The following is a 20,368-nucleotide window of genomic DNA, read 5'->3' as shown; positions in this document are numbered from 1 at the left end:
GTCATGGCCAGTGGCCTAAGGCCAACGGAAAACGCCGGACGTGCAACAAATCGCGCAAGCGAAACGGCCCGGGCAAGCCCGGGCCGTCAGCACGAAGCAGGCGTCAGTCCCTGGACTTGCCCTCGACCTCTTCACGCATACGAGTCAGGCCGATGTGGCGCACATCGGTGCCACGCACCAGGTAGATCACCAGTTCGGCGATGTTGCGCGCATGATCGCCAATGCGTTCCAGCGAGCGCAGCGCCCAGATCACATTGAGCACGCGGGAGATCGAACGCGGATCTTCCATCATGTAGGTGACCAGTTCACGCAGCGCGGTCTTGTACTCGCGGTCGACGGTCTTGTCGTGCTGGGCCACGGCCAGGGCCAGGTCGGCGTCGAAACGGGCGAAAGCGTCGAGAGCGTCCTGCACCATCTTGCGCACCTGGTCGGCGATGTGGCGGATCTCGACGTAACCCTTGGGCGCCTCGCCTTCCTCGCTGAGGAGGATGGCGCGCTTGGCGATCTTGGTCGATTCGTCGCCGATGCGTTCCAGGTCGATCACCGACTTGGAGATGCTGATGATCAAGCGCAGGTCGGAGGCCGCCGGCTGGCGGCGGGCGAGGATGCGGATGCACTCCTCATCGATGTTGCGCTCCATCTGGTTGATCTGGTCGTCGATCTCGCGCACCTGCTGGGCCAGGCCGGAGTCGGCCTCGATCAGCGCGGTGACGGCATCGTTGACCTGCTTTTCCACCAGGCCGCCCATGGCCAGCAGGTGGCTGCGCACTTCTTCCAGCTCGGCGTTGAATTGCTGGGAGATGTGCTGGGTAAGGTTGTCTTTGTTGATCATGTTTCGCTCCGCGAAAGCTGCCGGCTTGGATGGCCATGGTGCGAACGGCGCACCCTACACGTTGAGTTTCAGCACTAAGGCCCTTGGAAAATGCTCTCTGGCGCGAAGGGCGCGCGCTGACAGTACGGCGCCCGACAAAGCCAGGGAGTATTTGCCATGGCCTTAGCCGTAACGACCGGTGATGTAGTCTTCTGTCTGCTTCTTGGCCGGGTTGGTGAACAGCGTGTCGGTGTCGCCGAACTCGATCAGCTTGCCCATGTACATGAACGCGGTGTAGTCGGAAACGCGCGCCGCCTGCTGCATGTTGTGGGTGACGATGACGATGGTGTACTTGCTCTTGAGCTCGTAGATCAGCTCTTCGACCTTCAGCGTGGAGATCGGGTCGAGGGCCGAGCAAGGCTCGTCGAGCAGCAGCACTTCCGGCTGCACGGCCACGGTACGGGCGATGACCAGGCGCTGTTGCTGACCGCCAGACAGGCCGAGGGCCGAGTCGTGCAGGCGGTCCTTGACCTCGTCCCACAACGCGGCGCTCTTCAGTGCCCACTCCACCGCCTCGTCGAGTACGCGCTTGCTGTTGATGCCCTGGATACGCAGGCCATACACCACGTTCTCGTAGATGCTCTTGGGGAACGGGTTGGGCTTCTGGAACACCATGCCGACGCGGCGACGCAGCTCGGCGACGTCCTCGCCCTTGCGGTAGATATTGCGCCCGTCGATGTTGATCTCGCCTTCCACGCGGCAACCATCGACCAGGTCGTTCATGCGGTTGAAGGTGCGCAGCAGGGTCGACTTGCCGCAGCCGGACGGGCCGATGAAGGCGGTCACGCGCTGCTTGGGGATATCCATCTTGACGTCGAACAGCGCCTGCTTCTGGCCGTAGTACAGGTTCAGACCCGGCACTTCGATGGCCGTGGTCTCGTTGGCCAGGTTGAGGCTCTGCTTGTCGCGGCCGAGGGCGGCCAGATCGATACCGTGGGTATGGGTTTCGTGTTGCATAAACTCACTCCGTTCGTAGCTACAAGCTGCAAGCTGCGCACCGGCGGTGCGCGACTCGTAGCTGCGTTAGTGATCCAGCGCCTTGTACTTCTCGCGCAGGTGGTTACGGATATAGACCGCAGTCAGGTTGAGCAGGGCGATAACGATCACCAGCAGCAGCGCAGTGGCGTAAACCAGCGGACGCGCGGCCTCGACGTTGGGGCTCTGGAAGCCGACGTCGTAGATGTGGAAGCCCAGGTGCATGATCTTCTGATCCAGGTGCAGGTAAGGGTAGTTACCGTTGAGCGGCAGGGTCGGCGCCAGCTTCACCACACCCACCAGCATCAGCGGCGCCACCTCACCGGCGGCTCGTGCCACGGCGAGAATCAGGCCGGTCATCATCGCCGGGCTGGCCATCGGGATGACCACCTTCCACAGCGTCTCGGCCTTGGTCGCGCCAAGCGCCAGCGAGCCTTCACGCACCGCACGCGGAATACGCGCCAGGCCTTCCTCGGTGGCAACGATGACCACCGGCAGGGTGAGGATCGCCAGGGTCAGCGAGGCCCACATCAGGCCCGGGGTGCCGAAGGTCGGTGCCGGGGCGGACTCGGGGAAGAACAGCTGGTCGATCGAGCCACCCAGCACGTAGACGAAGAAGCCCAGGCCGAACACGCCATAGACGATCGACGGTACGCCGGCGAGGTTGTTCACCGCAATGCGGATGACCCGGGTCAGAGCGCCCTGGTGCGCGTATTCACGCAGGTAGACCGCCGCAATCACGCCGAACGGGGTGACGATCACCGCCATCAGCATGACCATCAGCACGGTGCCGAAGATGGCCGGGAAGATCCCGCCTTCGGTGTTGGCCTCACGCGGCTCGTCGCTGACGAACTCCCACAGCTTCATGGCGTAGAAGCCGAGCTTGTCGACGGTGCTCATGGCATTCGGGCGGAAGGCGCGGACGATCTTGCCCAGCTCGATTTCGGTCTGCCGGCCATCGCTGGCGGTCAGGGTCACGCTGTCGCGATTGATCTGCTGGGTCAGCGCCACCATGCGTTCTTCGAGTACCTTGTACTCGGCATTCAGTGCATCGCGACGGGCATCCATGTCAGCCTGGGCAGCGGCGTCCAGCTTGTCCTGCAACTGCAGCTTGCGGCCTTCCAGACGAATGCGCTCCAGGCCATGGTTGATACGGCCGATGTCCTTCTTCTCCAGACGCACCAGCTGTGCGTGCAGGTCGTCGACGCGATCCAGGCGCTCCTGCAATGCAGCCCAGGCCGCATCGCCCTCAGCGACCACCTGGCCACTTTCCTTGACGTTGACCAGGTTGCCGTAGAAGTTGCCCCACTCGCGGCGCTCCAACACGGTGATGCCGGCCGGCTTGCGCGGGTTGCTCAGCCACTCGCCAACCACCCAGGTGAAGTCGGCACCGAACAGCTCGCGGTTACCCACCTTGAGCAATTCGCGGGTCATGAATTCGCCACCTTCGGCCACCGGCAGGCCGGCTGCGGCGAGACGTGCACGTGGCACTTCCTCGACCTGCACCACCTCACCCAGCATCACCCGGGCTTCCTGGCCAGGCACCTGGTAGTCAGCTTCGAGAATATCTGCCGGCCAGAAGTGGCCGAGGCCGCGAGAGGCAATCACTGCCAGCAGACCGAGGGTCATGATGATGGCGATGGCAACGGCGCCTCCGCTCATCCACACGCCTGGGGCGCCGCTCTTGTACCAGGATTTCAGGTTGTTCTGTTTCACGGACATATACCTTCCAAAACCTTAGAGCGACGAATACTTGGTGCGTAGGCGCTGACGAATCAGCTCGGCCAGGGTGTTCATCACGAAGGTGAACAGGAGCAACACCATCGCCGCCAGGAACAGCACACGGTAGTGGGTGCCGCCAACTTCCGACTCGGGCATTTCCACGGCGACGTTGGCCGCCAGGGTGCGCATGCCTTCGAAGATATTCATGTCCATGATCGGCGTGTTACCGGTAGCCATCAGCACGATCATGGTCTCGCCCACCGCGCGGCCCATGCCGATCATCAGCGCCGAGAAAATGCCCGGGCTGGCCGTGAGAATCACCACGCGGGTCAGGGTCTGCCAGGGCGTGGCACCGAGCGCCAGGGAACCGAAGGTCAGGCTCTTGGGCACGCTGAACACGGCGTCTTCGGCAATCGAGTAGATGTTCGGGATCACCGCGAAGCCCATCGCCAGGCCGACCACCAGAGCGTTGCGCTGGTCGAAGGGGATGCCCAGGTCGTTGGACAGCCACAGGCGCATGTTGCCGTCGAACAGCCAGTTTTCCAGATGCCCACTGATCGCGATGGAGAACCAGCCCACAGCGACCACCACCGGAATCAGCAGTGCCGCTTCCCAGCCTTCGGGAACACGGTGGCGGATGGACTCAGGCAGCTTGGTCCAGAGGAAACCGAACAGCAGGATGCCCACCGGTGTCAGCAACAAGAGGCTGAAGATGCCGGGTAAGTGGTTCTCCAGAAACGGCGCGAGGAACAGGCCGGCGAAGAAACCGAGAATCACCGTCGGCAACGCTTCCATCAGCTCGATCACCGGCTTGACCTTGGTGCGCATGCGCGGCGCCATGAAGTAGGCGGTGTAGATCGCTGCAGCCACGGCCAGCGGCGCAGCCAGCAGCATGGCGTAGAACGCCGCCTTGAGGGTACCGAAGGCCAGCGGCGACAGGCTCAGCTTGGCTTCGAAGTCGGTGTTGGCGGAAGTGGACTGCCAGACGTAGTCAGGCTCCGGGTAGCTTTCGTACCAGACCTTGCCCCACAGCGAGCTCCAGGAAATTTCCGGGTGCGGGTTATCCACCACGAAGCGCTGCAGCTTGCCGTCCGACTCGACCAGCACACGACTGGCACGCGGCGACAGGGCGGCGATGGCGCTGCCTTCGGCGACCTGCTCCTTGAGCAGGGTGCGGTGCGCGGTGCTGTGGAAGATGCCCAGGCGCCCGTCGGCATCCAGGGCCATGAAGCCTTTGCGGCGCTCTTCGGGAAGGATCTGGGTGATTGCGCTGTCGCCGAGCTGGAAGCTGCGGATCGACTGGAAGGTGGACTTGCCATCCTGGTCGCGCACCATGAACCACTGCTGGATGCCACCCTTGGCGTCGCCGATCATGATCGAGATGCCACCGAGCAGACTGGTGGCGCTGGTCACGCGATTGGAACCGCCCTTGAGCAGTTCGTAGCGGCCATTGAGGCCGCGCTTGCGCAGATCGAAAACGTCGGCACTGGAATCGCCGTTGAACACGTACAGCCACATCTGCCGCGGGTCGAGAATCAGCTGACTGATCGGCTCGCCGATCTGCGGCAGGTTGATGCGCTCCTCGCTGACACTCACCTCGCCGGTGAACAGGTTCTCTTCGCGAGCGAGGCTGATCAGGTGCAGCTCGTTGCCCGTGGAGCCAGCCAGCATCAGCGTGCCGCTGTTGAGATTGACGGCGATGTGCTCGAGCGGACGCCCCTGCGGATCGACCTCGATCGGTGCTTCACCGTAGGGGTATTCGATCTGCGGCGCGATGGCACGCACGTTATCCGGGTAGGTGATCTTGTAACTGTGCTGAATGATCAGCGCTTGGCCGTTGGACAGGCCCAGTACCACGCGGCGCGTACCCGGCTGATCCTGACCGACGGAGGCGACGCTGACGCCTTGCGGCAGTGGCAACTGCAGGCGCTGCAGGGCTTCGCCACTCTTGAGCTCGAAGAACTGCACGGCGCCGGAAGTATCCAGGCGCATGGCGACCTGGTTCTGCTCTTCCACGGCGAGAAGCAATGGCGCCTGGGCCTCGGCCAGCCAGGCCGGTTGCTGAGCCTTGCGCGACTCGAGCTCGGCGCCCTGGAACATGGGCAGCACGACATGGGCGAGGTAGAAGAAGATAAGGGTGATGGCACCGAGCACCGCCAGACCACCGATGGAGACGTACCAACGCGCCATGCGGTCCTTCAACGCGCGCAGACGGCGCTTGCGTTGCAGGGCGGGCGTGTTGAAGTCGATCCCTAGAGGGTTCTGCGAACGGTTCATGGATTCGTTTGCCAAGTCATTCATGCGAGAAGTCTCTGCGCGGGCTTGATTGCAGCGCATACGGCTGCCCAGGCTTGTCAATTTAGCGGGCTTGTATGACAGAAAGATTACAGTCTACTGACATGACAAAGCCCGCCACCCATGGGGTGGCGGGTTCGTCGAATGGCCTCGCTAGCTAGAGCCAGGCCATCAGGCTGGAAGCCTTACAGACCCAGGTCCTTCATCGCTTTATCGGCGACCTTGGACGGCAGCGGGATGTAACCATCCTTCATCACGACTTCCTGGCCCTGCTTGGACAGCACCAGCTTGATGAACTCGGCATCCAGCGGGCTCAGCGGCTGGTTCGGCGCCTTGTTGACGTAGACGTAGAAGAAGCGAGCCAGCGGGAACTTGCCAGCCAGAGCGTTCTCTTCCGACGCCTCGAAGGCTTCACCGCCCTTCTTCGACAGCGGCACGGCGCGGACGCTGGAGGTCTTGTAGCCGATGCCCGAGTAACCGATGGCGTTCAGGGTGCTGGAGATCGACTGGACAACCGAAGCCGAACCCGGCTGCTCGTTGACGTTGGACTTGAAGTCGCCTTTGCACAGGGCTTCTTCCTTGAAGTAGCCGTAGGTGCCGGATACCGAGTTACGACCGAACAGCTGCAGCGGCTTGCCTGCCCACTCGCCAGTCAGACCGAGGTCACCCCAGGTCTTGATGTCCTTGTCGCCACCGCACAGGCGGGTGCTGGAGAAGATCGCATCGACCTGCTCGATCGACAGCGACTTGATCGGGTTGTCCTTGTGTACGAACACGGCCAGGGCGTCGATGGCAACCGGAACGGCGGTCGGCTTGTAGCCGTACTTCTCTTCGAAGGCCTGGATTTCGCTGTCCTTCATCGGACGGCTCATCGGGCCCATGTTGGCGGTGCCTTCGGTCAGCGCGGGTGGCGCAGTGGAGGAACCAGCGGCCTGGATCTGGATGTTGACGTTGGGGTAGTTCTTCTTGAACTCTTCTGCCCACAGGGTCATCAGGTTGGCCAGCGAGTCGGAACCGACGCTGGACAGGTTGCCCGACACACCGGAAGTCTTTTCATAGGTCGGCAGAGCCGGGTCGACGGCGGCTACAGCAGATACGGCGCTTACGCCAGCGGCGGCGAAAGTCAGGGCCGCCATCAAACGCTTCAGTTTCATGCCTTGCTCCTAGCAGGATAGTGTTGGATGGAACTGGCCCAAGTATCTGCAGGCCACGTGACCACTCTATGAAACGAATGTGACAGTTAAATGAACGTCGACGAGTTTCGGTTGCGGCAGAGAGAGAAAGTACTTCGGATGGTTTGGGGGAAGTGCGGGTCATACTGAACTGGCAGGTTGTGTGCGTATCGCTTACTGGCTTAGCACTATCCGTTACCGCGTGCGCTGAGCGTTTGGGTGGCGCCCGTAAGGGGCGAAACCCAAACGTTCAGACGACGTGCTAACGGATAGTGCCAGCACCGAAAGCACACACTTATTTGCCAGTCCGGGCTACTCAGACCCAATAAAAAGCCCCCGCACGCAATGCGTGCAGGGGCTCGTAACAGCGCCGCAGTGGTTACTGCATGTTCTGCTTCAGCGCCCGCATGCGGTCGTGGCAAGCCCGCACCTTGGGCATCTCCACGGCCAGCAGCACGCGAACATCATTGTCCGCACTTTCCAGCGCATCTTCGAAGGCATGCAAAATGCGGTCTTCCGCTTCCTCCAGCTGCGCGACGTAGGTGGCGTCCTCATCCTTGGCCAGGGTCGCGCGGGTGTCGGCGTAGAACTGGCGCAGTTTGCCCAGCATGGTGCCGCCAGACGCCGGCTCACTCTGGTTGGCCGCGACCTTGACGCTCAAGGCGTCGATCACTTCGGTCTTGGCGCGCACCATGTCGCGGAACAGCGCCTGCAGGCGGATGTCCTTGACCTCTTCGTGGGCATGCTCGTAGAAGCGCTTGCCGTCACGGGTGATTTCGATCAGTTCGTTGAGTTGTGCGGTCTTGCTGCTCATGGATTCACTCCTTGGCGATGGGACTTGCGGGTTGATGGCCATTCCAGTGGCCGGGATTGCTTGAGATTCAACTGCTGATGCGCAGGGCGTCGGCATCGACGCCACGCACACCGCGAATGTTGCGGGCGGTCTCGACTGCCAATCGCTTCTCGGCACTGCTCAGCACACTGCCGCGCAGACTGACCAGGCCGTCGTCGGTGCTCACCGTAATGTTCATGGCGTCCAGATTGCGGCTGTAGAGGAAACTGGCCTTGACCTTGCTGGTGATCCAGCTGTCACTGATGTTCTCGCGCGCTTCGTCGAGTGTGGTTTGCACTGCGCTGCTACTGCTGTCGGCAGTGCTGATGCTGAGGTGGTTGAACACTTCGCGCACGCCATCGGTATTGGCTGCCAGCTGGCCTGCCAACTCCTTGGCCGCCGGCGTCTGCGCATGACCACTGAGGGTGATGTTGCCGGTTTCGCTCTTGACCTGGATGTCCAGGCCGCGGGTGTTGCTGTTCCACAGCAACTTGGACTTCACCGTGGCGGCGAGGCTGGCGTCCTCAAGGCGCTGCGCCATGCTCGGCGCATCGCCCTCGACCGCGTCACTGCTGACCTCGATGCGATTGTCCACCGAATCGATGCCATCTATGCTCAGCGCCACCTGCTCGGCCAGCTCTTTCTGAACATCGTTCTCGACCTTGCCGTTGAGGGTGGCCGCGCCATCCTCAACGTCGATATCGAGCTTGAAAGGGTTGAGATGCCGGTTGAGCGCGAAGGCTGTCCAGATCGAACCTTCCTGGCGGGCCGCATCCAGCTGTGCTGATAGCTGACCTTCGGCAGCGTGGCTGGCCACAGGCGTCAGGCCGAGCATCAGCGCGGTGCCGGCGGCCAGTAACAAAGGCTTGAACGGGGGCATGAGTTCACTCCTGTTCGTGAGACGATACAGGCAATATCGCAAGCCCCGTGCCAGTCAGAAGAAATTAAAATTCCCTTTTAAAACAAATATTTATCAACAATAAAGGCACCCTGCCTGCATGCAGGGTGCAGTATCGGCACAGTCGAGCCGTGCAACTTGCATGGTTTTTACCTGACTAAGCTGCATTGACCCGTCAGATGGAGCACATACATGGCAGTTGCAGAGCAAACCAGTGGACGCATTCTGCTGGTGGACGACGAAGCGGCAATCCTGCGTACCTTCCGTTACTGCCTTGAAGACGAAGGCTATGACGTCGCCGGTGCCAGCAGTGCGACTCAAGCCGAGGCGCTGCTGCAGCGACAGGTGTTCGACCTGTGCTTTCTCGACCTGCGCCTGGGCGAGGACAACGGCCTGGACCTGTTGGCGCAGATGCGCATCCAGGCCCCCTGGATGCGCGTGGTGATCGTCACCGCCCACTCGGCCGTGGACACCGCGGTCGATGCCATCCAGGCCGGCGCCGCCGACTATCTGGTCAAACCCTGCACCCCCGATCAATTGCGCCTGGCCGCCGCCAAGCAACTGGAAGTGCGTACGCTGGCTGCACGCCTGGAAGCTCTGGAAGGTGAGGTACGCAAGGCCAAGGACGGTCTCGACTCGCATAGCCCGGCGATGATGGCGATTCTGGAAACCGCACGGCAGGTCGCCGCTACCGACGCCAACATCCTCATTCTCGGCGAATCCGGCACCGGCAAGGGTGAGCTATCGCGTGCCATCCACGGCTGGAGCCGCCGTGCCAAGCGCACCTGCGTGACCATCAACTGCCCGTCACTGACGGCCGAGCTGATGGAAAGCGAGCTGTTCGGTCACGCCCGCGGCTCCTTCACCGGTGCCAGCGAAAGCACCCAGGGCCGCGTCAGTCAGGCCGACGGCGGCACCCTGTTCCTCGACGAGATCGGCGACTTCCCGCTGACCCTGCAGCCCAAGCTGCTGCGCTTCATTCAGGACAAGGAGTACGAGCGCGTTGGCGATCCGGTGACCCGGCGGGCCGATGTGCGCATTGTCGCCGCGACCAACCTGGACCTCGACGAAATGGTGCGCGAGGGCCGCTTCCGCGAAGACCTGCTGTACCGCCTCAACGTCATCACCCTCAAGCTGCCGCCGTTGCGCGAACGTCACGAAGACGTGATGGGCCTGGCCGAACGCTTTCTCGCCCGCTTCGTCAGCGACTACGGGCGCCCGGCGTGCGGTTTCAGCCCCGAGGCTGCCGCCGCCCTGCAGGCTTATCACTGGCCAGGCAATATCCGCGAGCTGCGTAACGTCATCGAGCGCGCCAGCATCATCTGCCAGAGCGACGTGGTGGAGGTTAGCCATCTCGGCCTGGGCGGCAACGGCGAAGCGCCGAACAACGCCGTACGTGTCGGCGCAGCGATGAGCCTCGAAGAGCTGGAAAAGGCGCATATTGCCGCCGTGCTGGCCAGCAGCAACACCCTCGACATGGCGGCCAAGACGCTGGGTATCGATACCTCGACCCTCTACCGCAAACGCAAGCAGTACAACCTCTGACCACGGGATTTCCATGAAGCTGTCGATGAAGCTTCGCACGCGACTGTTCCTTAGCATCTCCGCGCTGATCACCGTTGCACTGCTGGGCCTGCTGCTCGGCCTGTTCAGCGTCACACAGATGGCGCGCAGCCAGAGCGACCTGATCCAGCGCGGCTTCGACGCCGTGCAGATCGGCCAGAAGTTGCGCCAGCACCTGGGCGACGAACTGATCGTGCTGATCGCTCAGCAGCCCGATGCGCAGCGCCTCGAAGCCATCCGCCAGTCGTTCCGCGCCACCTTCGACGAAGGCCTTAGGGCCAACCTCGGCAAAGACTACGCCAGCGGACTGGAGCAAGCAGCAGCGCTTTACGACGAGATGGAACAGGCTGCCAGTAGCGCGATGCCGGACGGCCAGACACCCCATAACCTGGGTGCTCACAAACCCTTCACCGAGGCCTTCCAGCGTCTGCGCAACCATCTCCTGGAACAACAGGATCAGATCGTCGACTGGGTCATCTCGGCCGAGAGCAAAGCGGGCGAGCGCTCTCAACTGATCGCCGGGTTGCTGGTGCTCATCGGCCTCGCGGTACTGGCGATCGGTGTACTCACTGCCCACGGCATCGCCCGCCGCTTCGGCGCCCCCATCGACATGCTGGCACGAGCCGCCGACCAAATCGGCCAGGGCAAGTATGACGTGGTGCTGCCGGTATCGCCGGTGCTCGAACTGGCCGTGCTGAGCCGCCGCTTCGGCCTGATGACCGAGGCGCTGCGCGAATACCACTCGAGCAACCTCAACCAGTTGCTCAGCAGCGAGGGGCGTCTGAAGGCAGTGCTCGACAGCATCGATGATGGCCTGGTCATTCTCGACACCCAGGGCAGCATCGAACACGCCAATCCGGTGGCGCTGCGCCAGCTGTCCTGGTCGGCCGAAATCGTGGGCCAGCCCATCGGCCCGCTGTTGCCCGAGCATGCGGTGGACGAGGCGCTGCGCCGGGTGCTGGCAGGCGAACTGCTGCAGGAGCCACCGGCCGACCTGCAGATCGAACGCGACGGCGAGACCAGACTGCTGGCCTGGGCCCTGACCCCGGTACAGGTGCGCGAGGGCGGTAGCGCGGGGGCGGTGATGGTGCTGCGTGACGTCACCAAGCAACGTGCCTTCGACCGGGTGCGCAGCGAGTTCATCCTGCGCGCCTCCCATGAGCTGCGCACGCCGATCACCGGTATTCATATGGCTTTCAGCCTGCTGCGCGAACGTCTCTCACTGCCGTCAGGCGGACGCGAGCAGGAACTGATACGCACCGTCGACGAGGAGATGCACCGCCTGGTGCAGTTGATCGACGACCTGCTCAACTTCTCACGCTACCAGAATGGCGTGCAAACCCTGCAGCGCCGCCCCTGCGACCTAAGCGAAATGATCCAGCAGCTGTCTCAACGTTTTACCGAGAGAGCCGCGGAGCGCGAGGTGACGGTGCTTTGCGAAGTCCACGAGCCCCTGCCGCAGCTTGAGCTCGATGCCGCGCAGCTGCAGCGACTGCTCGATAACCTGACCGACAATGCCCTGCGCTACAGCAACCCGGGTGACAAGATACGACTACAGGCGCGCCGCCATGGCGAACAGGTGATCGTCAGCGTGCAGGACGAAGGCGAAGGGATCCCCTTCGAACAACAGGCGCGGATCTTCGAACCCTTCGTTCAGGTCGGCAGGCGCAAGGGTGGCGTCGGCCTCGGCCTGGCGCTGGCAAGGGAGATCGTGCAGCTGCACGGCGGCCAGCTGAGGGTTCATTCGCGCCCGGGCGAAGGCGCCAACTTCTATTTCAGCTTGCCGGTCTGAGGTAGACGACCGGGGTAACGGCCTGTTCACGCGCAATAAAAAACGCCACGATCTTCGTGGCGTTTTCTTGTTTCCTTGGCGCGAGATCAACTTCAGCGCAGCACCGGGTCGAACTTGATCCGGCGCCCGGCCATCAACGCGACCAGAAAGCCCGCACCAAAGACGACGCTGCCACCCTTGAGCAGCAGGGCGATACCCTCGTCCAGAGCGGGGCTCAGCCACAACACCGCCAGGCTCGACAGGGTCATGATCAACAACAGGACGGCACTTCTGGACATGGCAGGACTCCTTGTCGGTCAGAACACCCAGCGCGGGGTGCTATTGGCAGGGCGTGGCTCACGGTTGGCGGTATCGGTGTCGCCCTCGTTGGAGATGCGCAGCCACTGCGCATCGTCGCCGATGGCTCCGACAGCGCGGGAGGGCTGGGTACGCAGTTCGGCGGAGCCTTCCTGCTGTGCAGCAGCGCGCGATTGCCACACCGGCGAGTTGGAAAGGGTGAACTCGGCCGTTTTCGCAACGGCTCCGGCCGAACCACTGAAATCTTTGGCGTAAGCCCCGTTGACCAGCAATGCAGCGACGCAAAACAGGCTCACTCGGACGATGTTCATGACGCTTCTCCATCAGCAGGTCAGTCGGGGGCTTACATAACTGATTCTGCAGCGCTCATGCCAACATCAATTCCTCTAAAATATCCTTATAAATCAATAGCTTAAAATTAAAATCAACACCTTCTTCCATGCACTTTGCAAGATACATGAATTACGACACGTGCAATTTGCACGATCAGCTGCGTAATGGCAGCAGGATGCTGAAACAGGAACCTTCGCCGAGACGGCTGCTGAGCTCGATGCGACCGCCATGGGCCTGGACGATCTGCTCGCTGATGAACAAGCCGAGCCCAAGCCCCTGCGCGACGCTGGTTCCGGAGACGCGCTCGAACTGCTCGAATACCCGCCGCTGATCGGCCTCGGAGATGCCCAGGCCCTGGTCACGCACCTCGGCGCGGGCCATATCGTCCACCACCCGCACACGCACCGACACAGGTTTACCATCACCGTAGCGCAGGGCGTTGGTCAGCAGGTTGGCCAACACCTGCTCGATGCGGAACTCGTCCATCATCACCGGCGCCGGACCCTCGACGTGCAACTCGATATGGCTACCGGTATTGGTGAACTGCGCGGCCAGGCTCTCCACCACGTTGCCAGCCAGCACGCCGAGGTCGCCGGGTTCTGGACGCACGGAAAGCTTGCCGGTGCGAATGCGCGAAACATCCAGCATGTCGTCGATCAGGCGGCTCAGGCTGCGGATCTGCCGCTCGTCGCGGCTGACCATCTCCTGCAGCTTTTCCGGGCTGAAGGCATCCATGCGCCCCTGCTCCAGGCGCAGCCGGCGCAGTTGCACGTCGAGGATCAAACCGTTGAGTGGCGTGCGCAGCTCGTGCGAGGCGATGGACATGAACACGTCGCGCATCTGCACCGCTTTCTGCAACTCGCCCTGAGTCTCGCGCAGCTCGGCGAGCAGTGCCTCCTGCTCACGACGCGCCGCCTCGACCACCTCCAGCTGCATGCTCAACGCCTTGCGATGGCGGTACAGCTCGACGAACATCGCCACCTTGCTGCGCACCTCGAAGGGCGACAGCGGCTTGTGCAGGAAATCCACCGCGCCGCTCTCGTAGCCGCGGAAGGCGTAGTCCATGTCGCGGCCGACCGCGCTGACGAAGATGATCGGGATATGCTTGGTCTTCTCCGTGCCGCGCATCAGCTCGGCCAGTTCGAAGCCGTTCATGCCCGGCATCTTGACGTCGAGAATGGCCAGGGCGAACTCGTGCTCGAGCAGCAGCGACAGCGCCTCGTCGGCGCTGCTGGCCTGGAACACGGTGCGGTCCTCGCTCTGGATCAACGAACGCAACGCCAGCAGGTTTTCCGGCAGGTCGTCGACGATCAATACCTTGGCTTCAATCTTCCTCAGCATGGCAGGGCATCCAGTTCGGCCAGCAGCAGGCGCATGGCATTGATAGACAGGAGAAAATCCGGTTTCAGCAGGGCCAGCGCGGCATTCGGCATGGTGGGCACCTGCGCGTCGGCAGGCTCCTGCACCAGCGTCAGGCCGCCCGCCTGCTTGATCGCCAGCAGACCGGCCGCGCCATCCTCATTGGCGCCGGTGAGCAGCGCGGCAGCCAGCTGCTCGCCATAGGCATCGGCAGCGGACTCGAAAAGAATATCGATCGACGGCCGGGAGAAATGCCGCGGCTCCTCACGACTGAGGGAGAAGCTACGATCGGTTTCGATGGACAGGTGGTAACCGGCGGGCGCCACGTAGACCACGCCGCCACTCAGGTACTCCTTGTCCTCGGCTTCCTTGGCGGGCAGCTTCAGGCGGCGCTGCAGCAGATCGGCGAGCAGACTGTCGCTGCGATCCGGCTGATGCAGCAGGCAGACCACCGGCAGCCGGTAGTCCGGCGGCAGGTCTTCGAGCAGGCTCAACAGCGCCTCGACACCACCGGCCGAGGCGCCAATCAGCAGGGCCTGCAGCGGCGCCCGCACCTGGCCGCGGAGGTTGATCCGTTGGCTGCTCATCGCTTGCGGAAAATCCGCTCGGGCCGCGACACCGCTTCGAACTGCCGGGCATAGGCAGAGAAATCCAGACTTTCCTTGCTGCCCAGACCGAGAAAACCGCGGTGGCAAAGGGAGTCGTGGAACAGGCCCAGTGCACGGTCCTGCAGGTCGCGGTTGAAATAGATCAGCACGTTACGGCACGACACCAGATGGGTTTCGGCGAACACGCTGTCGGTGGCCAGGCTGTGATCGGCGAAGGTCACGTTGGCACGCAGCGACTTGTCGAACAGCACCCGATCGTAGGCCGCCGAGTAGTAGTCGGAGAACGCCCGCTTGCCGCCGGACAGCTGGTAGTTCTGGGTGTAGGTGCGCAGGTTGTCGAGGGCGAAGATGCCCTGCTCGGCCTTCTCCAGCGAGTGCGGATTGATGTCGGTGGCGTAGATCATGGTGCGTTCCAGCAGGCCTTCCTCGTGCAGCAGAATAGCCAGGGAATACACCTCCTCGCCCGTGCTGCAGCCAGCCACCCAGACCTTCAGCGAGGGATAGGTGTGCAGCAGCGGCACCACCTGCTCGCGCAGGGCGAGGAAGTATTCGGGGTCGCGGAACATCTCGCTGACCGGGATGGTGAGGTACTGCAGCAGCTGCATGAACGCCTGCGGCTCGTGCAGGATACGCGCCTGCAACGCCGAGATGGTCGGGCAATCCAGCTGAGTCTGCGCCTGGCGCACACGGCGCTTGAGCGAGGCTTTCGAGTAGTCGCGAAAGTCGTAGCTGTAGCGCAGGTAGATCGCCTCGATCAGCAGGCGCAGCTCGATTTCGTCAGGCATCACAGACGCTCCAGCTTGGGCATCCACACGCGGATCAGGGAGAACAAACGATCCAGGTCGATGGGTTTGGCCAGGTAATCGTTGGCACCGACCTCGCGGCAGCGCTCCTGGTCATCCTTCATCGCCTTGGCCGTCACCGCAATGATCGGCAGGTTCTTCCAGCGGTCTTCCAGACGAATCTGCCGGGTGGCTTCGTAGCCGTCCATCTCCGGCATCATCACGTCCATCAACACCAGGTCGATGTCTTCGCGCTCGCGCAGCTTGTCCAGTGCCTCGAAACCGTTGCGCGCGACTTCGACCGTGGCGCCCTTCTGCTCCAGCGCGCTGGACAGGGCGAAGATGTTGCGCACGTCATCGTCGACCAGCAGCAGGCGCCGGCCCTCGAGCAGCTTGTCGCGGCTGCGCGCGGTCTTGAGCATGCGCTGGTGCTCGCTGGACAGCTCGGCCTCGACCTTGTGCAGGAACAGGGTGACCTCATCCAGCAAACGCTCCGGCGAACGCGCGCCCTTGATGATGATCGAGCGCGAGTACTTGAGCAGCTCGGCTTCCTCGTCGCGGGTCAGGTTGCGCCCGGTGTAGACGATCACCGGCGGGAAGGAGCAGATGTCCTCCTCGGCCATGCGCCGCAGCAGCTCGTTGCCCTGCATGTCGGGCAGCTTGAGGTCGATGATCATGCAGTCGAACACCGTGTCGCGCAGCTTCTCCAGCGCATCGCCAGCCAGTGCGACGGCGGTGATCTCGATGTCTTCGTCGCTGATCAGGCGGGCAACGCTGTCGCGTTGCAGCGGGTCATCCTCGACCAGCAGCACGCGCTTGACCTGCTGATTGAGCTTGGCCTCGAGCCTGCCGAAGACGTCCTTGAGCTGATCGCGACTGGTGGGCTTGAGCGCATAGCCAACCGCCCCCAGGTGCAGTGCGGCCTCGCTCTGATCCTCCACCGAGACCACATGCACCGGGATGTGACGGGTCTGCGGGTCGTCCTTCAGCCGTTGCAGCACACCGAGGCCTGAGCCGTCGGGCAGGCGCATGTCGAGCAGGATGGCATCCGGGCGGTACTGCCGCGCCAGCTCCAGGCCTTCATCGGCGCAGGTAGCCACCAGGCAGGCGTAGCCCAGCTCGTGAGCCAGATCGAAGAGGATGCGGGCGAAGCGTACTTCGTCCTCGACCACCAGCACGCGGCGGCCGCCACGCTCGTCGAGGTGCTCGCGGTCATCGGCGAAAGGCGCTGGCGCTCGCGGCATCGCCGGGGCGGCAGCGGCAGCGACAGCGGCGACCGGCAGTGGCGGCTCAGCCACCACCCGAGGCGCGGCAATCGGCTGACTGGGAGCAGCGCCCTCGACCAGGCGCTCGGGCAGCAGCAGGGTGAAGGTACTGCCCTCGCCCGGCACGCTGCTGACCGTGATCGAGCCACCGAGCAAGCCGGCCAGGTCACGCGAGATGGACAGCCCCAGGCCGGTACCGCCATAACGACGATTGGTGGTGCCATCGGCCTGGCGGAAGGCCTCGAAGATCGCCTGCTGCTGATCTGCAGCGATACCAATGCCGGTATCGCGCACGGCGAAGGCCAGGTACTGGTCATCCTGCCGCGATACGCTGAGGGTCACGCCGCCGCGGTCAGTGAACTTGAAGGCGTTGGACAACAGGTTGCGCAGGATCTGCTCGGCGCGCTGGCGGTCAGTGAATAGCACCTGCGGCAGCTCGCCCTGCTGTTCGATCTCGAAACTCAGGGCGCGCTCGCCCGTCAGCGGTACGAACACATCACGCAAGCCTTCGAGCAGACTTGCCAGCGGCGTGCGCTCGGGGCGTATCTCGAGCTTGCCGGCCTCGACCTTGGCGATGTCGAGAATGTCATTGATCAGATTGAGCAGATCGTTGCCGGCCGAGTAGATCGACTCGGCGAACTTGACCTGTTCGTCGTTGAGGTTGCCGTTGCCGTTTTCCGCCAGCAGCTTGGCCAGGATCAGCGAGCTGTTGAGCGGCGTGCGCAGCTCGTGGCTCATGTTGGCAAGGAACTCGGATTTGTAGCGGCTGGCGCGCTGCAGCTCCTCGGCACGCTCTTCCAGCTGCGCCTGAATACGGCCGAGGGTGGTGTTGCGCTGGTCCAGCTCGTCGCGCTGGTCGGCCAGTGTCTGCGCCTGCTCGGAGAGCTTCTCGTTGGTCTGCTCCAGCTCGGCCTGCTGGGTTTCCAGGTGCGCCTGCGACTCCTTGAGCACGCGCGCCTGCTGCTCCAGCTCCTCGTTGGCGGCACGCAGCTCTTCCTGCTGGGTCTGCAGCTCCTCGTTGAGTTGCTGGGTCTGGCCGAGCACCTCTTGCAGACGCTGGCGATAGCGCGCCGCTTCAAGTGCCATCCCGACATTGCTGGCGATGGCCTCGAGGAACTCGCGCTCACGCGGCTCCAGTACACGCATGAAGGCCAATTCGACCACACCGTTGACGCGATCTTCGGACTGCAGCGGCAGCAGGGCAACGCTAACCGGCTGGCCTTCGCCGAGACTCGAGGCGACCTTGATGTAATCCGCCGGCAGATCATCGAGGCAGACCAGACGACGGCCGCGAGCGGCCTGTCCGATCAGGCCCTCACCGCGGTAGAAATGCGCCTTGAGTCTGACGTCCTCGCTGAAGCCATAACCCGCAACGCGCGTGAGGTCGCCAGTCTGAGCATCGCGCAGATACAGGGCGGCGACCACGCAATCGAGATATTCGGCGAGAAACTCAAGGGAGCGGTCGGCCAATTCCTGCACCTGCAGCTGGCCGAGTAGACGCTCGGCCAGCTGGGTCTGGCCGCCGCCCAGCCAGGCGCGGCGGCGCTGCTCATCGGCGTATTCGGACTGCTTGGCCATCGCCTGAGAATAGGTCTGCGAAAGGTTCATCAGCTCACGGCGACCGAACAGCGCCAACAGGGCGCTGAACAGGATGCTGACCACCAGATAGATACCGGCCCCCCAAGTCGTGCTGCTGCTGACCTCGGCATTGCGCTGCCGGCGCAGCTCGCGTTCACTGTTGATGAAGGTGTCGAGCTCACGGCGCATGCCGTCAGTGAGGTTCTTGCCGCGCCCGCGCCCAACCTCGGCCAGGTAATTGCCGCCGTCACGGCGGCTGCCTATGACCTCCTGGGCGAACAGATCCCACTGCTCCTGCAACGCCAGCAGGCGTTCGAGCCGCTGCACCTGTGGCGGGTTGTCGCCGACCATATCGATGAGCTGCTCGATCAGCGGGCGATACTTGCCGCGCGCCTGCTCGTAGGGCGCGAGGTAGTCTTCCTCGCCGCTGAGCAGGAAGCCGCGCATGCCGGTTTCCAGGTCTAGGGTCAGCTTGTACACCTCGCTGGCTCTGTTGAGCACCTGGTCGGTGTGCTCGACCCAGCGGATCACATTGAGCAGGTAGCCGATCAACAGCGCGAAGAACAGCGCGCCGACCAGCCCCAGGCCGAGCGGCAGCCCGACGTTACGGTTGAGAATCCGGCGAAACCCTTTTTCGTCCATTGCGGACTCATTCGACATTGGGACGTCCATTCGATGATTGTCTCGCTTGTTCTTGTCTGTCCGGGGAAGGCGTATGGCACACTGACCGCGCACAGACTCCGAAGTTTGCCAAACATTCGCGCATTCTGCGCGCTGAAACAGAGAGCCCCATGACCGAAATCGACTGCGCCAGTGCCAAGACCATCCTGCTGGTCGAGGATGACGATGTCGTACGCCAACTCACCGCTGAAGTCCTCGGGGAGTTCGGCTATCGCGTCCTTGCCCTGCGCGACGGGCACAGCGCCCTGGAGCGGCTGCGCAGCGAGCAGCATTTCGATCTGCTGATGAGCGACATCGGCCTGCCCGGGATGGACGGACGCGAACTGGTGGAAGCCGCGCGCCAGTTGCGACCGACCCTGCCGGTGCTGTTCGCCAGCGGCTATTACGAACGCGAACTGCTCGAAGAAGTGCGCGCCCGCGACAGCGCGGCGCCCACCGAAAGCATCGTAAAACCTTATGACTTCAAGCTTCTTGCTCAACGATTGAGCGAACTGGCGGGCTGACGAAGCGGCATCTAGGCTGATTGCAGGTCCCTGGACAGGAGAGTCCGCCGATGCGTTACGCCAACCCGCTTTGCCTGGCTCTACTCACTGCTCTGCTGCTCAGCGGCTGCGCCAGCCAGACCACCGAACCCACACAGTTCTCCGGCTACCTCGCCGACTACTCCCAGCTCCAGCCAGCCACTTCAGCCACTGGCGCACCGGTGCTGCGCTGGATTTCGCCGCAGTTCAGGAGCGAGCGCTACACGGCGGTGTATGTGGAGAAGCCGACCTTCTATCCAGAGCCAGTTCCCAGCGATCAGGTCAGCGCGCAAACGCTGGAAAGTGTCCGTGATTATCTGCATCAGGCGTTGATCCGTGAGTTACAGGGACGCATGACGGTGGTCAACGAACCGACCATGGACAGCCTGGTGCTGCGTAGCGCGATCACTGGCGTGACGGTTTCCACCGAAGGGCTCAAGGCCTATGAGGTGATTCCTGTCGCCCTGGTGCTGGCGGCAGCGACCACAGCCGCTGGCACCCGTGACCGCGACAGCGCCATCTTCATCGAGCTGGAGGGCCTCGATGCCCGCACCAGCGAACCGGTGCTGCGCGTGGTGCGCAAGGGGCACGGCCTGGCGCTGGAGAACAGCAGCACGCAACTGACCCTGGAAGATCTCAAACCGGTGCTGGATGTCTGGGCGCGTGATGCACGTGATTTCCAACCTGGCCCACGCTGATCGGCCTGCCAGTACAGCAACCGTAGCGCAGCACCATGCTGAGCAGATGATCGGCTATCAGGCGGACCGATAGCACTTGCCGCACTCGGCTTCAGGCGTGAGGCTCAGGGAAAACACCAGCCGAGG

At 63.0% G+C, this 20,368-nt stretch carries 17 protein-coding genes; 4 read left to right on the top strand and 13 right to left on the bottom strand.

From position 1 onward, the window contains the following. Positions 1 to 103: 103 nt before the first annotated feature. From phoU to BLT86_RS20305, 7 genes are all read right to left on the bottom strand, one after another. Entirely contained in the window at positions 104 to 832 is a 729-nt protein-coding gene (gene phoU, locus BLT86_RS20335) for a phosphate signaling complex protein PhoU (RefSeq protein WP_092379181.1), read from the bottom strand. Between the two features lie 162 nt (positions 833 to 994). Beyond that, a complete protein-coding gene (pstB, locus tag BLT86_RS20330) occupies positions 995 to 1,828 on the bottom strand; it encodes a phosphate ABC transporter ATP-binding protein PstB (RefSeq protein ID WP_045733663.1) in 834 nt (277 codons plus the stop codon). A 66-nt stretch (positions 1,829 to 1,894) separates the two neighbouring features. Then, positions 1,895 to 3,568 (bottom strand): phosphate ABC transporter permease PstA, encoded by a 1,674-nt coding sequence (gene pstA, locus BLT86_RS20325; RefSeq protein ID WP_167377334.1) that lies wholly within the window; start codon positions 3,566 to 3,568, stop codon positions 1,895 to 1,897. Positions 3,569 to 3,583: 15 nt separating this feature from the next. Beyond that, positions 3,584 to 5,869, bottom strand: coding sequence for an ABC transporter permease subunit (locus BLT86_RS20320; RefSeq protein ID WP_017676441.1), 2,286 nt, complete (start codon positions 5,867 to 5,869; stop codon positions 3,584 to 3,586). Between the two features lie 179 nt (positions 5,870 to 6,048). Beyond that, positions 6,049 to 7,017, bottom strand: coding sequence for a PstS family phosphate ABC transporter substrate-binding protein (locus BLT86_RS20315; RefSeq protein WP_017676440.1), 969 nt, complete (start codon positions 7,015 to 7,017; stop codon positions 6,049 to 6,051). Between the two features lie 397 nt (positions 7,018 to 7,414). After that, complete coding sequence (locus BLT86_RS20310) at positions 7,415 to 7,849, bottom strand: ferritin-like domain-containing protein (protein ID WP_017676439.1); 435 nt, start codon at positions 7,847 to 7,849, stop codon at positions 7,415 to 7,417. Between the two features lie 67 nt (positions 7,850 to 7,916). Then, positions 7,917 to 8,747, bottom strand: coding sequence for a BON domain-containing protein (locus BLT86_RS20305; RefSeq protein ID WP_092379178.1), 831 nt, complete (start codon positions 8,745 to 8,747; stop codon positions 7,917 to 7,919). 210 nt (positions 8,748 to 8,957) lie between these two features. Between BLT86_RS20305 and algB the strand changes: the two genes are divergently transcribed. Then, entirely contained in the window at positions 8,958 to 10,310 is a 1,353-nt protein-coding gene (gene algB / locus BLT86_RS20300; protein ID WP_017676437.1) for a sigma-54-dependent response regulator transcription factor AlgB, read from the top strand. 13 nt (positions 10,311 to 10,323) lie between these two features. Then, positions 10,324 to 12,120 (top strand): ATP-binding protein, encoded by a 1,797-nt coding sequence (locus tag BLT86_RS20295; RefSeq protein ID WP_021487565.1) that lies wholly within the window; start codon positions 10,324 to 10,326, stop codon positions 12,118 to 12,120. Positions 12,121 to 12,212: 92 nt separating this feature from the next. Here BLT86_RS20295 and BLT86_RS20290 read toward each other — a convergent pair whose 3' ends face one another. From BLT86_RS20290 to BLT86_RS20265, 6 genes are all read right to left on the bottom strand, one after another. Next, positions 12,213 to 12,398: a PA3371 family protein gene (locus tag BLT86_RS20290; protein WP_017676435.1), complete on the bottom strand. Its 186-nt coding sequence runs from the start codon at positions 12,396 to 12,398 to the stop codon at positions 12,213 to 12,215. 18 nt (positions 12,399 to 12,416) lie between these two features. Beyond that, on the bottom strand, positions 12,417 to 12,728 hold the full coding sequence (locus tag BLT86_RS20285) for a hypothetical protein (protein ID WP_021487563.1): 312 nt from the start codon (positions 12,726 to 12,728) through the stop codon (positions 12,417 to 12,419). A gap of 175 nt (positions 12,729 to 12,903) precedes the next feature. Then, a complete protein-coding gene (locus BLT86_RS20280) occupies positions 12,904 to 14,091 on the bottom strand; it encodes a hybrid sensor histidine kinase/response regulator (RefSeq protein WP_092379175.1) in 1,188 nt (395 codons plus the stop codon). Beyond that, complete coding sequence (locus tag BLT86_RS20275; protein WP_017676432.1) at positions 14,085 to 14,696, bottom strand: chemotaxis protein CheB; 612 nt, start codon at positions 14,694 to 14,696, stop codon at positions 14,085 to 14,087. The genes BLT86_RS20280 and BLT86_RS20275 overlap by 7 nt, the downstream gene beginning before the upstream one ends. Further along, the gene (locus tag BLT86_RS20270; protein WP_017676431.1) at positions 14,693 to 15,502 is read right to left on the bottom strand and encodes a CheR family methyltransferase; all 810 of its coding nucleotides are present in this window, start codon (positions 15,500 to 15,502) and stop codon (positions 14,693 to 14,695) included. The genes BLT86_RS20275 and BLT86_RS20270 overlap by 4 nt, the downstream gene beginning before the upstream one ends. Next, the gene (locus tag BLT86_RS20265; RefSeq protein ID WP_092379172.1) at positions 15,502 to 19,002 is read right to left on the bottom strand and encodes a response regulator; all 3,501 of its coding nucleotides are present in this window, start codon (positions 19,000 to 19,002) and stop codon (positions 15,502 to 15,504) included. The genes BLT86_RS20270 and BLT86_RS20265 overlap by 1 nt, the downstream gene beginning before the upstream one ends. Positions 19,003 to 19,133: 131 nt before the next feature. Here BLT86_RS20265 and BLT86_RS20260 point away from each other — a divergent pair, with 131 nt between their 5' ends. Both BLT86_RS20260 and BLT86_RS20255 read left to right on the top strand, forming a co-directional pair. Then, a complete protein-coding gene (locus BLT86_RS20260) occupies positions 19,134 to 19,526 on the top strand; it encodes a response regulator (RefSeq protein WP_075744764.1) in 393 nt (130 codons plus the stop codon). Between the two features lie 50 nt (positions 19,527 to 19,576). Then, a complete protein-coding gene (locus BLT86_RS20255) occupies positions 19,577 to 20,242 on the top strand; it encodes a DUF3313 domain-containing protein (RefSeq protein ID WP_092379169.1) in 666 nt (221 codons plus the stop codon). The last annotated feature ends 126 nt before the right edge of the window (positions 20,243 to 20,368 follow it).

This window comes from Pseudomonas sihuiensis (genome assembly GCF_900106015.1).
Taxonomy (GTDB): Bacteria; Pseudomonadota; Gammaproteobacteria; order Pseudomonadales; family Pseudomonadaceae; genus Aquipseudomonas; species Aquipseudomonas sihuiensis.
The sequence above is the reverse complement of the archived record's forward strand: the minus strand, read 5'-3'. Positions and strand labels throughout refer to the sequence as shown.

Bases quoted from the DNA above. Each gene is read 5' to 3' on its own strand.
- phoU (WP_092379181.1), bottom strand. From the start codon at position 832: ATGATCAACAAAGACAACCTTACCCAGCACATCTCCCAGCAATTCAAC.
- pstB (WP_045733663.1), bottom strand. From the start codon at position 1,828: ATGCAACACGAAACCCATACCCACGGTATCGATCTGGCCGCCCTCGGC.
- pstA (WP_167377334.1), bottom strand. From the start codon at position 3,568: ATGTCCGTGAAACAGAACAACCTGAAATCCTGGTACAAGAGCGGCGCC.
- BLT86_RS20320 (WP_017676441.1), bottom strand. From the start codon at position 5,869: ATGAATGACTTGGCAAACGAATCCATGAACCGTTCGCAGAACCCTCTA.
- BLT86_RS20315 (WP_017676440.1), bottom strand. From the start codon at position 7,017: ATGAAACTGAAGCGTTTGATGGCGGCCCTGACTTTCGCCGCCGCTGGC.
- BLT86_RS20310 (WP_017676439.1), bottom strand. From the start codon at position 7,849: ATGAGCAGCAAGACCGCACAACTCAACGAACTGATCGAAATCACCCGT.
- BLT86_RS20305 (WP_092379178.1), bottom strand. From the start codon at position 8,747: ATGCCCCCGTTCAAGCCTTTGTTACTGGCCGCCGGCACCGCGCTGATG.
- algB (WP_017676437.1), top strand. From the start codon at position 8,958: ATGGCAGTTGCAGAGCAAACCAGTGGACGCATTCTGCTGGTGGACGAC.
- BLT86_RS20295 (WP_021487565.1), top strand. From the start codon at position 10,324: ATGAAGCTGTCGATGAAGCTTCGCACGCGACTGTTCCTTAGCATCTCC.
- BLT86_RS20290 (WP_017676435.1), bottom strand. From the start codon at position 12,398: ATGTCCAGAAGTGCCGTCCTGTTGTTGATCATGACCCTGTCGAGCCTG.
- BLT86_RS20285 (WP_021487563.1), bottom strand. From the start codon at position 12,728: ATGAACATCGTCCGAGTGAGCCTGTTTTGCGTCGCTGCATTGCTGGTC.
- BLT86_RS20280 (WP_092379175.1), bottom strand. From the start codon at position 14,091: ATGCTGAGGAAGATTGAAGCCAAGGTATTGATCGTCGACGACCTGCCG.
- BLT86_RS20275 (WP_017676432.1), bottom strand. From the start codon at position 14,696: ATGAGCAGCCAACGGATCAACCTCCGCGGCCAGGTGCGGGCGCCGCTG.
- BLT86_RS20270 (WP_017676431.1), bottom strand. From the start codon at position 15,502: ATGCCTGACGAAATCGAGCTGCGCCTGCTGATCGAGGCGATCTACCTG.
- BLT86_RS20265 (WP_092379172.1), bottom strand. From the start codon at position 19,002: ATGTCGAATGAGTCCGCAATGGACGAAAAAGGGTTTCGCCGGATTCTC.
- BLT86_RS20260 (WP_075744764.1), top strand. From the start codon at position 19,134: ATGACCGAAATCGACTGCGCCAGTGCCAAGACCATCCTGCTGGTCGAG.
- BLT86_RS20255 (WP_092379169.1), top strand. From the start codon at position 19,577: ATGCGTTACGCCAACCCGCTTTGCCTGGCTCTACTCACTGCTCTGCTG.